General features: G+C 62.6%; 14 protein-coding genes and 1 riboswitch. Of the genes, 10 read left to right on the forward strand and 4 right to left on the reverse strand.

Annotated features, from left to right (window positions below; translation table 11 throughout):
- Positions 1 to 7: 7 nt before the first annotated feature.
- From Q8L50_RS08835 to Q8L50_RS08845, 3 genes are all read right to left on the reverse strand, one after another.
- Complete coding sequence (locus tag Q8L50_RS08835; RefSeq protein ID WP_305348295.1) at positions 8 to 529, reverse strand: DUF494 domain-containing protein; 522 nt, start codon at positions 527 to 529, stop codon at positions 8 to 10.
- A gap of 204 nt (positions 530 to 733) precedes the next feature.
- Positions 734 to 1,855: a DNA-processing protein DprA gene (gene dprA / locus Q8L50_RS08840; RefSeq protein ID WP_305348296.1), complete on the reverse strand. Its 1,122-nt coding sequence runs from the start codon at positions 1,853 to 1,855 to the stop codon at positions 734 to 736.
- 69 nt (positions 1,856 to 1,924) lie between these two features.
- Complete coding sequence (locus Q8L50_RS08845) at positions 1,925 to 3,139, reverse strand: LysM peptidoglycan-binding domain-containing protein (protein ID WP_305348297.1); 1,215 nt, start codon at positions 3,137 to 3,139, stop codon at positions 1,925 to 1,927.
- Between the two features lie 188 nt (positions 3,140 to 3,327).
- Between Q8L50_RS08845 and def the strand changes: the two genes are divergently transcribed.
- From def to Q8L50_RS08880, 7 genes are all read left to right on the forward strand, one after another.
- Complete coding sequence (def, locus tag Q8L50_RS08850) at positions 3,328 to 3,849, forward strand: peptide deformylase (protein WP_305348298.1); 522 nt, start codon at positions 3,328 to 3,330, stop codon at positions 3,847 to 3,849.
- Positions 3,850 to 3,880: 31 nt separating this feature from the next.
- Positions 3,881 to 4,861, forward strand: coding sequence for a methionyl-tRNA formyltransferase (gene fmt, locus Q8L50_RS08855; protein WP_305348299.1), 981 nt, complete (start codon positions 3,881 to 3,883; stop codon positions 4,859 to 4,861).
- Positions 4,858 to 5,607: an AzlC family ABC transporter permease gene (locus Q8L50_RS08860; protein ID WP_305348300.1), complete on the forward strand. Its 750-nt coding sequence runs from the start codon at positions 4,858 to 4,860 to the stop codon at positions 5,605 to 5,607. Before fmt ends, Q8L50_RS08860 begins: the two co-directional genes overlap by 4 nt.
- Complete coding sequence (locus Q8L50_RS08865) at positions 5,604 to 5,939, forward strand: AzlD domain-containing protein (protein WP_305348301.1); 336 nt, start codon at positions 5,604 to 5,606, stop codon at positions 5,937 to 5,939. Before Q8L50_RS08860 ends, Q8L50_RS08865 begins: the two co-directional genes overlap by 4 nt.
- A gap of 75 nt (positions 5,940 to 6,014) precedes the next feature.
- Positions 6,015 to 7,208: a phosphoglycerate kinase gene (locus tag Q8L50_RS08870; RefSeq protein ID WP_305348302.1), complete on the forward strand. Its 1,194-nt coding sequence runs from the start codon at positions 6,015 to 6,017 to the stop codon at positions 7,206 to 7,208.
- 222 nt (positions 7,209 to 7,430) lie between these two features.
- The gene (pyk, locus tag Q8L50_RS08875; RefSeq protein WP_305348303.1) at positions 7,431 to 8,864 is read left to right on the forward strand and encodes a pyruvate kinase; all 1,434 of its coding nucleotides are present in this window, start codon (positions 7,431 to 7,433) and stop codon (positions 8,862 to 8,864) included.
- A gap of 218 nt (positions 8,865 to 9,082) precedes the next feature.
- Positions 9,083 to 9,961 carry an alpha/beta hydrolase gene (locus tag Q8L50_RS08880; RefSeq protein ID WP_305348304.1) on the forward strand — a complete coding sequence of 293 codons (879 nt, stop codon included), beginning with the start codon at positions 9,083 to 9,085 and terminating at the stop codon, positions 9,959 to 9,961.
- Here the strand turns inward: Q8L50_RS08880 and Q8L50_RS08885 are convergent.
- Positions 9,894 to 10,652, reverse strand: coding sequence for a phosphatase PAP2 family protein (locus Q8L50_RS08885; protein ID WP_305348305.1), 759 nt, complete (start codon positions 10,650 to 10,652; stop codon positions 9,894 to 9,896). The two genes, Q8L50_RS08880 and Q8L50_RS08885, sit on opposite strands and share 68 nt — an antisense overlap.
- A gap of 144 nt (positions 10,653 to 10,796) precedes the next feature.
- On the opposite strand from Q8L50_RS08885, the gene fba reads away from it, so the two are divergent.
- The 3 genes from fba to Q8L50_RS08900 all read left to right on the forward strand — a co-directional run.
- Positions 10,797 to 11,861: a class II fructose-bisphosphate aldolase gene (gene fba, locus Q8L50_RS08890; protein ID WP_305348306.1), complete on the forward strand. Its 1,065-nt coding sequence runs from the start codon at positions 10,797 to 10,799 to the stop codon at positions 11,859 to 11,861.
- Between the two features lie 76 nt (positions 11,862 to 11,937).
- The gene (locus Q8L50_RS08895) at positions 11,938 to 12,846 is read left to right on the forward strand and encodes a phosphoribosylaminoimidazolesuccinocarboxamide synthase (protein ID WP_305348307.1); all 909 of its coding nucleotides are present in this window, start codon (positions 11,938 to 11,940) and stop codon (positions 12,844 to 12,846) included.
- Positions 12,847 to 12,879: 33 nt separating this feature from the next.
- Positions 12,880 to 12,971: riboswitch (S-adenosyl-L-homocysteine riboswitch) on the forward strand.
- 17 nt (positions 12,972 to 12,988) lie between these two features.
- On the forward strand, positions 12,989 to 13,881 hold an 893-nt coding region (locus Q8L50_RS08900), incomplete at its 3' end, for a dihydropteroate synthase (protein WP_305348308.1).

The raw sequence follows: 13,881 nt of genomic DNA on the forward strand, positions 1-13,881 counted from the left end.
GACTTTATCAATGAGCCACGCGAAATTCCGCATCGTCGCAGAGTTCGTCGAGCACAAGTGCATCGGGCTCTTCGCCAAAGCTCCAATACACCATCAGCACAATGATTTTGAGGTCATCAAGCGCCAGCGGGTCGCCCGGGGCGGCCATGGCGCGGTCGATGACAATCTCGCGCATGAGGGGGGGCAGCACACCGGAAGACTCAAGAAAACTCACAAAACCCAGTGCCTGCGCGCCCAGATGTTCCTGTTCGGCAACCGAATAGACACGCAGGCTGTCGGTGGACTGCGCCTGAAAGGACTGGGTGGGAGGCAGTGGCGTTGCATCTACCGTGCTGGCAGCTGGATCGCCGGCTTGCCGCGCCTGGGTGTTCTGGGCGGCAATATTCAGGCCGTTGAGCCAGACCAACGCTGCCTGAATTTCATCAGCTTCAAAGCCCACAGCCGTCAGTTTGCGGCTGAGTTGGTGTAACTCGGGGCAGGCATCGCCCTGCCAATAATTTTCGTAAACATACACCAGCACTTCGAACATGCATCCAATATAACGCAGTTCTGGGAGCCTGTCGGGCTTGGGGCGTCGAGAGCGAAAATCGGCCCGGGCAAGGACGGCTTTAGCCGGGTTTGCAGGCCTTTAGCCCAGCCATGGGACAAAAAGACGGGGATAAATAGACCGCTGCGGTCGATTTGCAGCCCAGGATTCCCACGTTCAACAGGCTCCCTGGGGCCGGGTTTTGAGTCAGGCCGCGGCAAGGCGCTGAAAAAGCCCCCCCTGAAGCCGGGCGACCGTGCCGGACATCTCAAGCGCCAGCAACTGCGCTTGAAGTTCTGCCGTGGGCAGCCCGGTACGCGCTTGCAGGGCGTCCAGACCGACCAATTCGAAGCCCATGGCGGCGAGTAGCGGGCCGTCGGGAGATGCCGGGTCGTCTCGCCCTTCAGCTGGGGAGAGTGTCGCGCGGCCTGGCAATTTCAGCTCTTCGAGCACGTCCTGCGCGGACTCCACCAGTTTGGCACCCTGCTTGATCAGCGCGTGGCAGCCGCGTGATTGGGGGGAGTGGATGGAGCCGGGAATGGCAAACACCTCTTTGCCCTGTTCTGCGGCCAGGCGGGCGGTGATCAACGAGCCCGATTGGAGCGCCGCCTCAACCACCAGGGTGCCTTGGGACAGGCCGGAGATGATGCGGTTGCGCTTGGGGAAATTGGCGCTCAGCGGCGGCGTGCCCAGGGGCAACTCGCTGATGATCAGGCCCTGCTGCGCAATCCGCTGCGCCAACGCCAGGTGCTGTTTGGGATAAACCCGGTCCAGCCCGGTGCCGACCACGGCAATGGTGGTCCCGCCACCGAGCAAGGCGCCGTCATGGGCCGCGCCGTCCACCCCCAGTGCCAGCCCTGACACCACGCAGATACCGGCTTCGCCCAACACCCTGGCGAACTGCCGGGCATTGTTTTCGCCTTGCGGCGTCGGGTTACGGCTTCCTACGATGGCCAGGCAGGGCGCCAGGTTATTTAAGGCAGCTAGCGCGCATGAGTCAAGGTCGCCAAGCATGTAGAGCATGGACGGCGGGTCTTCGATGTCCAGCAGCGCCGCGGGATAGGCTGCGTCGCCCAGAGTCACCACATGCCGGTTGTCGGCGGCTGCTAGCCAGTTCAGGGTGGTTTGCAGCTGTGCGGCCAGCAGCGGCGGCTCGGTGAGCAGTGCATCGGCAAGACGCGCGGTACCGACCTGGCTCAGTGTAGTGGCGCTTTGTTGAAAAATGGCCGGCGCCGAGCCGAAGGCCGCCAACAGCTGGCGGGCCCCGGCATTGCCAACGCCGGGCGTGAGGGACAGGCGTAACCAGGCGCCAAGTTCAGCGGCTTCCATGGGGCTGCGGTGCTCAGGCTTTGGAGATCACGTTCAGCAAGACGGGCAATTGCGGCGCGTGCCGGCGTTTCAGTTGGGGTTGACGAAGCGGTCGCCCACTTTCACACCTTCGGTGACTTCCAGAATGAGTGCATAGGACAGCTTCTCAAAGGTCCGGAAGACCATCATCAGGCCATTGCGCTCATTCGGCAGCCTCATCTGCGTCCGGGCGGAGTCGGTGCGGTCGGTCAGGCGTTCGCCGCTGCGCTGGATGGCCATCACATGCCCACGTTCCAGCCCGTCTCTGGCGCCCCGGTTGACCACCACTACCTGGTTGCCGGCTGCATACAGCACCGCGCTGCCGTAAATCGAGACAATCTGGCCTTCAATCTGTGTGGCGGGCGCGCGCGGCACATAACTCAGCAGTTCGCGCGGTGGCTCGGGTGCCAGCCGGTCGCCGACGCGCATTTCTTCCTTGGCGATCAGGATGTCCAGGGTTGCTGGCACCAACTCTGTCGAATCCTTGCCGTCCTTGTCTTTGACGGTGACCGTGGATTCACCGCGTACCAGATCGGCTTTGCCAAGAAATACGGCTTCATAACCAAGGATTTCGCCGGTAGTGGGGTCTTTCAGCGGGGTCGCGTTGCGAAACACCCGGTACGACACCGGCTCGCCACTGGCGTCGCTGAGCGGTTTGCCGCCCTCCTTGCTGCTGTAGGCGCCGCGCGCGTAGGCGCGGTCTCCGCGGCTCAGCAAAACCCGCCCTTCCTGGGCCGCCACAATACGTGGCGCCAAGGCAAAGGCCGCATCGTCCACGATCAGGGCCTCGGACAAAAAGGGCTCAATCGCCTGCGGCGACAAAGTGGGAATGGCGGCGTCGGCCAGTGACTCGTAGCGGGTACGCGGTGATACCCGCACCGTGCCGGGGGCGCCGCCGCCGGCCTGCTGGCGGGTGCGCAAAATGGCCCGCCCGCTGGATTTGTCCAGGTAAAGCTGCTGACCTGGGTAAATGCGGTGCGGATTGCGGATGTCTTCCAGATTCATGCCCCACAGTTCGGGCCAGCGCCAGGGTGTTTTCAGGAACACGCCGGATATGGCCCACAGCGTGTCCCCGCGCTTGATGGTGTACTCGTCGGGGGCGTTCGGCGCCAGATCGGCCAGGGGAACGCCCGTTTGGGCCACCTGGCTGGCGGTGGCTCTTTGTCCGGTGGTGATCGGAAAGTTCTGCGCTTGCAGGCTGGCCGATGTGGCCAGCAACGCTGCGGCTATTGAAATCTGACTGAATCGACCAAAAATAGTTTGCATCTTGAGGCCCTTGGGGCTTTCACGGCGTGGGACTGGAAGGTCCGTGGCCGTGCTTTTATCTTGATAAATCACTAGCGATTCTGTACTTAAGCCCTTGATTAGGCAACGAATATGCCATTTCGAAAGCGGGCGATCGCTGAAAACTTGCGAAAATTAGCGAAAATAGCGACATCTGATTGCACGCCACCATGACCTTACTGACTATTCTTCGCTACCCGGACCCCCGTCTGCATACCGTCGCCAAGCCTGTGGCAGCGGTGGATGCACGTATTCGTGCCATTGCCCGCGACATGCTGGAAACCATGTACGAAGCCCAGGGCATAGGCCTGGCGGCCAGCCAGGTCGACGTGCATGAGCGGCTGGTGGTGATTGATATCAGTGAAGGCCACGACCAACCCCTGGTGCTGATCAACCCGGAGATTGTCTGGGCCAGCCCCGAGACGCAGGTCAATGATGAGGGTTGCCTGTCGGTGCCGGGCGTTTACGACGGCGTGCAGCGTGCCAGTGCGGTCCGGGTGCAGGCGCTTGATCTGGACGGACAGCTGCGGACCCACAGCGCCGAAGGCTTGCTGGCGGTTTGCATCCAGCATGAGATGGACCACCTGATGGGCAAGGTGTTTGTCGAGTACCTGTCGCCGCTCAAGCGCAACCGCATCAAGACCAAGATGATCAAGCAAAAGAAAGACGAAGAACGCGACGCAGTTCGCTGAGTCTGTCTGCGGCATCGGCGAAAATACACCGATGCGCGTCATTTTTGCTGGTACCCCTGAATTCGCCCGTGTGGCTCTGGCGCAACTTCACGCCGCTGGTTTTGATATTCCCTTGGTGCTGACACAGCCGGACCGCCCGGCCGGCCGCGGCATGAAGCTGCAGGCCTCGGCCGTCAAGCAGTTCGCGCTGGAAAAAAACATACCTGTGGTTCAGCCGCGCAGTCTGCGGCTCGACGGCAAAACCCCGGAGGACGCGGCTGCCGCACAGGCTGCAATGCTGGCCGTGCGCGCCGACGCCATGGTGGTGGCAGCCTATGGCCTGATCCTGCCGCAATGGGTGCTGGGTCTGCCCAGACTGGGTTGTTTCAACATCCATGCGTCGCTGTTGCCACGTTGGCGCGGCGCGGCGCCGATTCACCGCGCCATCGAAGCGGGCGATACAGAGACCGGCATCACCGTGATGCAAATGGACGCAGGCCTCGACACCGGCGACATGCTGCTCGTCGGCAAGCTGGCCATCACGCCGGAGGACACCACCGGCTCACTGCACGACAGGTTGGCTGCCCTGGGCGGACGCCTGATGGTCGATGCGCTGGCGCTGGCGGCCAGCGGCGGCCTCAGGCCTGTCCGTCAGCCCGAGGCCGGGGTGACTTACGCCCACAAGATCGACAAGGCGGAGGGCGTGATTGACTGGTCCCAGACGGCCGAAACCATAGGCCGGCGTATCCGGGCCTTTGACCCGTTTCCTGGTACCCACTCGGTGTTGGGCGGCGAGACCATCAAGCTCTGGAGCTATGAAATTGATAGCTGCATGCGCCCGTCCAATGTGGGCTGCGGCACGATTTTGTCTGTAAATTCGGCGGGTGTGCAGGTGGCTTGCGGGCAGGGTGTGTTGCGCCTGACCGGGTTGCAGCGCATGGGTGGCAAGCGCCTGCCGGTGGCCGATTTTCTGCGTGGTTTTGCACTGGCGCCTGGCATGGTTTTTGGATCCGGGCGGGAGGTGACGCCATGAAAGAAGCCCTGTGGCGCCATCCGGAATTTCGGCGCGGCGTGCGCGACATGGCGCCTGTCGCGGCCGGCACCGCGGCCTGGGGCTTGATGACCGGCGTGGCCATGGTCAAGTCCGGCCTGAGTGTGTTTGAGGCGGTGCTGATGAGTGTCATCGTTTTCGCCGGCAGCTCGCAACTGGCGGCGGTGCCGCTGATTCTTGCGGGCGCGCCCATGTGGGTCATTCTGGCGACGGCCGCTTGTGTGAATTTGCGCTTTGTGGTGTTCAGCGCCCACCTGCGTCCGTACATGATGCACCAGCCCTTGTGGCGCCGCATGGCCGGCGGTTATTTCACCACCGACCTCAGTTATGTGATGTTCACCAACCGCCACCCGCACCCAGTGGCGCCGGACGACCTGAAGGCGCTGCGTGCGCAGGAAGCCAGCCTGGCTGGCAACTGCGCCGTTACCTGGGTGGCCTGGGTCGTGCCGAGCTTGCTGGGCATCGCGATGGCCAATGCCGTCCCCTTGCACTGGGGCCTGGGTTTTGCGGGCATCCTGGCGCTGCTGGGCATCACGCTGTCGCTGGCCAGCAGCCGGTTGCGCCTGGTGTCGGCCGGGGTGGCCGGTGCGGCTGCGGTGGCGGCGTTTGCCCTTCCGCTCAAACTCAACATCCTGGTGGGCATTGCGGCGGCTGTGGCGGTGTGCCTGGTGCTTGAAAAACCCGGTAAACCCGGTGCGGGCCTGGCCAAGGGCGGAGACGCGGCATGATGCAGACCGACAGCTGGACCGTGCTGACCATCTTCGGCCTGGCGATCGTCACGGTCCTCACACGTTCGTTTTTTTTCCTGTCCAGCAAACCGTGGACGCTGCCGGACTGGGCCCAGCGCGGTCTGCACTATGCGCCGATTGCCGCGCTGGCGGCGGTCATCTTGCCCGAGATCGTCATGACACAGGGGACGCTGATCAACACGTGGCAGGACGCGCGTGTGTTTGCGGCGCTGGCCGGTGGCGCCTGGTTTTTCTGGCGCGGGGGCGTGCTGGGCACGATCCTGGCCGGAATGGCGGTGTACCTGCCACTGCATATCGGACTTGGCTGGTGATGTGCCCGGCGCCGCTTTTACAATTGGTGCCGCTTGATTTCTTTCTTCGCCGTCGTTTTTCTTTTGTGAGCCTGCATGAACTTCATCCGTTTTTCCGATCTGTGTGCCCAGAACCTCGTCAAGGGGCGGCGCGTGTTCATACGTGCCGATCTGAACGTGCCGCAGGACGATGCCGGCCACATCACCGAAGACACCCGCATCCGGGCCTCCATTCCGTGTATCCAGATGGCACTCGACGCCGGCGCGGCGGTGATGGTGACCTCGCATTTGGGCCGGCCGACTGAAGGCGTATTCAAGCCCGAAGACTCGCTGGCGCCGGTGGCCAAACGCCTGGGTGAGTTGATGCAGCGTGAGGTCCCACTCAAATCCGGCTGGGTCGATGGCGTGGACGTGCAGCCCGGTGCGCTGGTGCTGCTGGAGAACTGCCGCATCAACAAGGGCGAAAAAAAGAACGATGAAACGCTGGCTCGCAAGATGGCCGCGCTTTGCGACATCTTTGTGCACGACGCCTTCGGCACCGCACACCGCGCCGAGGCCTCCACCTATGGCATTGCCCAGTTTGCAAAAACCGCCTGCGCCGGCCCTTTGCTCGCCGCCGAGATGGACGCGATTTCCAAAGCGCTGGCGAACCCTAAACGCCCGCTGGTCGCCATCGTGGCCGGCAGCAAGGTGTCGACCAAGCTCACCATCCTGAAGGCGCTGGCCGGCAAGGTCGACCAGCTGATCGTGGGCGGCGGCATTGCCAACACTTTCATGCTGGCCAATGGTCTGCCCATCGGCAAAAGCCTGGCCGAGCGTGAATTGCTTGAAGAAGCCCGGGCCGTCATGGCCGCCATGAAAGCGCGCGGCGCAGAGGTGCCGGTCCCGACCGATGTGGTGACGGCCAAGAGCTTCAGCGCCGACGCTGCAGCCAGCGTCAAGTCAGCGGCTGACGTAGCAGACGATGACCTGATACTGGACATCGGCCCGCAGACCGCACAAAAACTCGCACAGCAGCTCATGGCTGCAGGAACGATTGTCTGGAACGGACCAGTCGGTGTGTTCGAGTTTGCGGCCTTTGAGGGCGGTACCAAAACCATTGCGCAGGCCATTGCCGCCAGCAACGCCTTCAGCATCGCCGGCGGCGGGGACACACTGGCCGCGATCGCCAAATACGGCATTGAGAAAGACGTTGGTTATATCTCGACCGGCGGCGGCGCTTTTCTGGAAGTGCTGGAGGGTAAAACCCTGCCAGCGTTTGAAATTTTGCAGAAACGGGCCGCCGGGTGAGGATTGGTTTGACAAGCGATTTGCTATAAATCTTATAGCTGCTTACGCAAGTCCAATAAGGGCCAGAGGCCATTTCCTCCTGAAGTTTTGGCGCGCGTGGCGGTTTTACCCTTTGGGGACGCAGCGGGCTCAAGCAGCCCGAGTTCCGCGTGCTTGTACCCGCTCTGTAACCGGTGCGGCCGAAGTTCCGTGTGAGAATCGGCGACTTAACAGGAGACATCCATGCCACGCCGCGCCACCAAAATTGTTGCCACCCTCGGTCCTGCCTCCAGCGATCCGGCTCTGCTTGAAAAAATGATTCGCGCGGGCGTGAATGTGGTGAGGCTCAATTTCAGCCACGGCACCGCGCAGGACCACATCGACCGGGCTGGCCTGGTGCGTGAAGCCGCTCAGCGCGCCGGGCGCGAGGTGGCCATCATGGCTGACCTGCAGGGCCCCAAAATCCGTGTCGGCAAATTTGCCGAGGGCAAGGTGGAGCTTTTGCCGGGGGCCAGATTTGTACTCGATGCGTCCCGTACGGAGCTGGGCGACATCAAGGGCGTCGGGCTTGATTACAAGGAGTTGCCGCGCGACGTGAAGGTGGGCGATGTGCTGCTGCTCAATGACGGCCTGATTGTGCTGACCGTCGATCTGGTGCGCGGTGAAGAGGTGCACACCACCGTCAAGCTGGGCGGCGAGCTGTCCAACAACAAGGGCATCAACAAAAAGGGCGGCGGCCTGACCGCACCAGCCCTGACAGCCAAAGACATGGAAGACATCCGCACGGCCATGAGTTTTCAGGCCGACTATGTGGCGGTGAGTTTTCCGAAAAATGCCACGGACATGGAGATGGCGCGCCAGCTCTGCAACGTGGCCGCTGCGCCCTACAAACACAAGCCGGGCCTGATTGCCAAGATCGAGCGTGCCGAGGCCATTCCCAACCTGGAAGATATTTTGCGCGTCAGCGACGGCATCATGGTGGCGCGGGGCGACTTGGCGGTGGAAGTTGGCAACGCCGCCGTACCGGCCTTGCAAAAACGCATGATCAAGATGGCCAGGGCGCAGGACAAGGTGGTGATCACCGCCACACAAATGATGGAAAGCATGATTCTCAATCCGGTGCCAACCCGCGCCGAGGTCAGCGACGTTGCCAACGCCGTGCTCGACGGCACCGACGCGGTCATGCTGAGCGCGGAAACCGCTGCCGGCAAATACCCGCTGGAGACGATTGAAGAGATGGCCAACATCTGTCTGGAAGCCGAAAAAGCCGAATACGCCGCACTCGACGCCGACTTCAGCGGCAAGACCTTTGCCCGTATCGACCAGTCGATTGCCATGGGTGCGCTGTTCACCGCGCACCACCTGGGCGCCAAAGCCATTGTGGCGCTGACCGACAGCGGCTCGACCCCGCTGTGGATGAGTCGCCACGACATCCGCGTGCCGATTTACGCCCTCACACCGCGCCTGGCCACCCAACGCAAGATGGCGCTGTACCGCAATGTCAGACCGCTGCTGATGGACACCAGTGCTGACCGCGACACCGCCCTGGAGCAGGCCGAAGGCCATCTGTTGCGCCGTAACATTGTGCAAAGCGGCGACGTGTATGCCATCACCTGCGGCGAGCCCATGGGCGCGCCGGGCGGCACCAATATGCTCAAGATTTGCCGCGTGGCATAGCCCCCACGGTCGCTCTACTGGCGTGTAGCTTCCTGCACCTTGCTGGCCGCCGCTCGCCAGAGGTTTCGCTTCTGGCACCTGTCCAAACCTGCTCAAGCAGGTTCGGAGCCGCAGGCACCAGCCCCGAGGGGGCCACTGCGCCTGCGCCCCGGCTGGTTTGTCAAAGAACCCTGGGATTCTGAATCTGGTTGGGCATCCCCGTGCGTATCAGTGAGTCCATGACCCTGCCCAATCTGCCCTTGCCCAGACGCTCCCTTCTCGCCGTGCTGCCGGCGCTGCTCACTGCCTGTTCGGGCGTGGACTTGCTGAACGCGACGGTTTCTACCGACAGCTATCGCCTGACAAAAGGCCTGGCGTACGGCCCGCTGGATCGGCAGTTGCTCGATGTGTACCAGCCCCGCACTGAGGTAGACAAGCCGCCACTGGTGGTGTTTTTTTATGGTGGCAGCTGGTCGTCGGGCCAGCGTGCCGACTACCGCTTTGTCGGAGAAGCGCTGGCGTCCCGGGGCATTGTGGCGGTGCTGGCCGACTACCGCCTTAGCCCCGCCTTCCGTTACCCGGCTTTTGTGCAGGACAGCGCGCAGGCGGTTCGCTGGGCGCTGGCGCACGCGGCCGATTACGGTGCCGATCGGGGGCGTGTGTTTGTGATGGGCCACAGCGCAGGGGCCTACAACGCCGCCATGGTGGCACTGGATGCGCGATGGCTCGCAGCCGAAGGGCTGCAACCTGCGCAGCTGGCGGGCTGGGTTGGGCTGGCCGGCCCCTATGATTTTCTGCCTATCGGTGACCGTCAGACCCGGGTGGCCTTTGACTGGCCAGCCACACCTGCGGACAGCCAGCCGATGATGCATGCCTCGGCAGCGTCCCCGCCGGCGCTGCTGCTGGCACCCACGCAGGACAGCGTCGTCAACACGCAGCGCAGCACGGTGGCCCTGGCCCGCAAACTCAGGGACAGCGGCGTGCGGGTCGAGTCAGAGTTGTTTGACAGCGTGGGCCATGTCACGTTGGTGGCGGCGCTGGCGTCCGTGCTCAGAGGTCAAGCGCCGGTGCTGGATCGCGTGGCAGCCTTTGTGACGTCCAGCGTTCGATCTGGCTGAACACCCGGTCCAGGCTGGCGGCAGTGACCCAGCAGAACCAGGCGGTCCAGAAGGTGTGGCTCATGTAGTGGGCGCCGCGGACTTGCTGCGCCACGCCCAGCAGCAATCCGGCCATCATCGCGCCTGCCAGCCAACGCGTAGCCGTAGCCGGCAGGCGCTGGCGAAAGGCAAAAAACCCTCCCAGAAATGCAAAACCTGCCGATGCGTGACCGGCGGGAAAGCAGCCGCCATCGCCCCCATCCCGGATGCCCCAAGCCCAGTGCGAGACGTAACTCGCCATCCCGCCAAACTCCTGCAGGCTGGACGGGCAGCTGGTGCGGCTGTGCAGTTTGATGTTGGACACCACCAGCAGCGCCGCCAGCGTTGTCAACGCGAGCTGGGTACGCCGCAGTGCGGTCAGTTGGTTCAGTGCACCGACGGGCTTGACGATGGCCAGCAACAGACCCAGTTCCAGAAGCCATGGCAGCGGACGCAGGCCATCGTGCAACACGCCGCGCCAGAACCAGTGGTTCTCCAGGGCAAAACCCGTGGCCGAGCCGAACCAGCGCGCCATGCCCAGGTCCAGGCTGGAATGATCCCACGCCATGAGTAGAAACAGCCCGATCAGCGAGATGAAAAGCACAGGGGTGCGCGGGCTGGTGCCGGCTGGCTTGGGATTGGTCATGGTGGGCGTGGGCAGAAGAAGGGCCAACGTTAGTCCTCCTTGTCTTAACCCTGACTTAAGCGTGGGGGTGCGCAACCCGACGCAGAGAGCCACACGCGTAAAATGCCAAAAGTTACCGGTTAGTTACCGGTTCACCACCGAATCTGTTCAACCTTCCTGGGATATTTTCTTATGGCACTTGTTTCCATGCGCGAACTGCTGGACCATGCAGCGGTCAATGGCTATGGCATTCCGGCATTTAACGTCAATAACCTCGAACAGGTCCAGGCCGTGATGGAAGCCGCCAAAGAAACTGGCGCACCGGTCATTTTGCAGGCCAGCGCCGGGGCGCGAAAGTACGCCGGTGAGCCCTTCATCAAGCACCTGATTCAGGCGGCCCTTGAGATGTACCCGCATATTCCGCTGGTGATGCACCAGGACCACGGCCAGAACCCCGATGTCTGCCAGGGCGCGATCAACCTGGGTTTTTCGTCCGTGATGATGGATGGCTCGCTCGAAGGTGACGGCAAGACCATTGCCAGTTACGAGTACAACGTCGATGTGACCAGAAAAGTGGCGCAACTGGCGCACAAGGTCGGCGTCACGGTCGAGGGCGAGCTTGGCTGCCTCGGTTCGCTCGAAACCATGAAGGGCGACAAGGAAGACGGCCACGGCACCGACGCGACGATGACGCGTGAGCAATTGCTGACCGACCCCGAGCAGGCGGCAGACTTCGTCAAGCAGACCCAGATTGACGCGCTGGCGATTGCCATCGGCACCAGCCACGGCGCCTACAAGTTCACGCGCAAGCCCACTGGCGACATTCTGGCGATTGACCGCATCAAGGAAATCCACAAACGCATCCCCAGCACGCACCTGGTCATGCACGGCTCGTCCAGCGTGCCGCAGGAACTGCTGGCGATCATTCGCCAGTACGGCGGCAACATGAAGGAAACCTACGGCGTACCGGTCGAGGAAATCCAGGAAGCCATCAAACATGGCGTGCGCAAGATCAACATCGATACCGACATCCGCCTGGCCATGACGGCCGCGGTGCGCAAGTTCCTGGCCGAGAACCCCGAGAAGTTCGACGCCCGCGAATGGCTCAAGCCGGCGCGCGAAGCCGCCAAGGCGATCTGCAAGCAGCGGTACATAGAGTTCGGCTGTGAAGGCCAGGGCGCGAAAATCAAGGGCGACTCCCTGCAGGTCGTCGCTGCCCGCTACGCCAAAGGCGAGTTGGCCCAGGTGGTTCACTGACATCCCGATTGGCGATAATTCAGGGCCCGCAGGCAACTCGCCCTGAGTTGCGCGGGCCTTTTGATTTGCAAGCACCATGACTACAGTCCTGCACACCTCCGCCTTGACCTCCCTGCCGCTGCTGGCGCGGGGCAAGGTCCGTGACAACTACGCCGTCGGCAAGGACAGGCTGCTGATGGTCGCCAGTGACCGCCTGAGCGCCTTTGACGTGATCCTCGGCGAGCCGATCCCGGGCAAGGGCGCGCTGCTCACACAAATGGCGCTGTTCTGGTTCGACAAGCTGGGTCACATCTGCCCGAATCACCTGACCGGCGAGGCGCCCGAAAGTGTGGTCACGCCCGCCGAAGTACCGCAGGTCACCGGCCGCTCCATGCTGGTCAAGCGTTTGAAGCCGATCCCGGTCGAGGCCGTGGTGCGCGGTTACCTGGCCGGCAGCGGCTGGAAGGAATACAAGGACAGCCAGGCGGTGTGTGGCGTGTCGCTGCCGGCCGGCCTGAGAAACGCCTCGAAACTGCCCCGGCCGATTTTCACGCCAGCCGCCAAGGCGGCGGTCGGTGAACACGACGAAAACATCAGCTACGAGCAGGTGGTCAAGGTGGTGGGTCCGGAACTGGCCGCGCAAATCCGCGATATCAGCATCCGCATCTATGAAGAGGCAGCGGCCTTTGCACTGACCAAGGGCATCATCATTGCCGACACCAAATTCGAGTTCGGCCTGGACGAAAACGGCACGCTGACCCTGATGGACGAGGTGCTGACACCCGACTCCTCGCGTTACTGGCCTATCGAGGGTTACGAGGCGGCTTTTGCGCTGGGGGCCAACCCGCCCAGCTACGACAAGCAGTTTGTGCGTGACTGGCTGGAGCAGACCCTGGTCAACGGCAAGCACTGGGACAAAACCCCACCGGCACCGCGCGTGCCGCAGGACGTGGTCGATAAAACCGCCGCCAAGTACCAGGAAGCGCTGACGCGGCTGACGGCCTGAGCCAGCGACCCGCAGCTTGGTTTAAAATACTCCCAACCCAAGGAGCGTTGCAGCGAAACCCCGTTTCGTCAGGCTTGGGTGACAGCAGTGCCCACCGCCTGCCCTTGCAACGGCGCTCACCTTTGATTGTTAAGGTGAGTGAATGTCCGAAATCCAGGTTCCCCCCATGAAGTTGTCCGGCCTTGAGCCGGTCGCCATCGGCGCGGGCACGCTGTTCGTCAATATCGGCGAGCGTACCAATGTGACCGGCTCCAAGGCTTTTGCGCGCATGATCCTCAACGGCGAGTACGAGCAGGCACTGGTCGTGGCGCGCCAGCAGGTCGAAAACGGCGCGCAAATCATCGACATCAACATGGACGAGGCCATGCTGGACAGCCAGGCCGCCATGGTGCGTTTCCTGAACCTGATCGCCAGCGAACCCGACATCGCGCGTGTGCCCATCATGATCGACAGCTCCAAGTGGAGCGTGATCGAGGCCGGCCTGCGCTGCATCCAGGGCAAGGGCATCGTCAACTCGATCTCGATGAAGGAAGGCGGGGAGGAATTCAAGCGCCAGGCCCGGCTGGTGCGCCGCTACGGCGCCGCCGCCGTGGTGATGGCCTTCGACGAGAAAGGCCAGGCCGACACCTACGAGCGCAAGATCGAGATCTGCGAGCGGGCCTACCGCATCCTGGTTGACGAAGTCGGCTTTCCGCCGGAGGACATCATCTTCGATCCGAACATTTTTGCGGTTGCCACCGGCATCGAAGAGCATAACAACTACGCCATCGACTACATCGAGGCGACACGGACCATCCGCAAGGCATTGCCGCACGCCAAGATCAGCGGCGGTGTGTCGAATATTTCGTTCTCTTTCCGCGGCAACGACCCGATACGTGAGGCGATCCACACTGCCTTCCTGTTCCACGCCATCAAGGCGGGCATGACCATGGGCATCGTCAACGCCGGACAACTTGGGGTATACGCGGAGATTCCCAAGGATTTGCTGGAACGGGTCGAGGATGTGTTGTTCAACCGCCGGCCCGACAGCACCGA

Source organism: Polaromonas sp., assembly GCF_030680935.1.
Taxonomy (GTDB): Bacteria; Pseudomonadota; Gammaproteobacteria; order Burkholderiales; family Burkholderiaceae_C; genus Polaromonas.

Excerpts from the sequence above, each read along its gene's own strand:
- Q8L50_RS08835 (WP_305348295.1), bottom strand. The coding sequence starts at position 529 with ATGTTCGAAGTGCTGGTGTATGTTTACGAAAATTATTGGCAGGGCGAT.
- dprA (WP_305348296.1), bottom strand. The coding sequence starts at position 1,855 with ATGGAAGCCGCTGAACTTGGCGCCTGGTTACGCCTGTCCCTCACGCCC.
- Q8L50_RS08845 (WP_305348297.1), bottom strand. The coding sequence starts at position 3,139 with ATGCAAACTATTTTTGGTCGATTCAGTCAGATTTCAATAGCCGCAGCG.
- def (WP_305348298.1), top strand. The coding sequence starts at position 3,328 with ATGACCTTACTGACTATTCTTCGCTACCCGGACCCCCGTCTGCATACC.
- fmt (WP_305348299.1), top strand. The coding sequence starts at position 3,881 with ATGCGCGTCATTTTTGCTGGTACCCCTGAATTCGCCCGTGTGGCTCTG.
- Q8L50_RS08860 (WP_305348300.1), top strand. The coding sequence starts at position 4,858 with ATGAAAGAAGCCCTGTGGCGCCATCCGGAATTTCGGCGCGGCGTGCGC.
- Q8L50_RS08865 (WP_305348301.1), top strand. The coding sequence starts at position 5,604 with ATGATGCAGACCGACAGCTGGACCGTGCTGACCATCTTCGGCCTGGCG.
- Q8L50_RS08870 (WP_305348302.1), top strand. The coding sequence starts at position 6,015 with ATGAACTTCATCCGTTTTTCCGATCTGTGTGCCCAGAACCTCGTCAAG.
- pyk (WP_305348303.1), top strand. The coding sequence starts at position 7,431 with ATGCCACGCCGCGCCACCAAAATTGTTGCCACCCTCGGTCCTGCCTCC.
- Q8L50_RS08880 (WP_305348304.1), top strand. The coding sequence starts at position 9,083 with ATGACCCTGCCCAATCTGCCCTTGCCCAGACGCTCCCTTCTCGCCGTG.
- fba (WP_305348306.1), top strand. The coding sequence starts at position 10,797 with ATGGCACTTGTTTCCATGCGCGAACTGCTGGACCATGCAGCGGTCAAT.
- Q8L50_RS08895 (WP_305348307.1), top strand. The coding sequence starts at position 11,938 with ATGACTACAGTCCTGCACACCTCCGCCTTGACCTCCCTGCCGCTGCTG.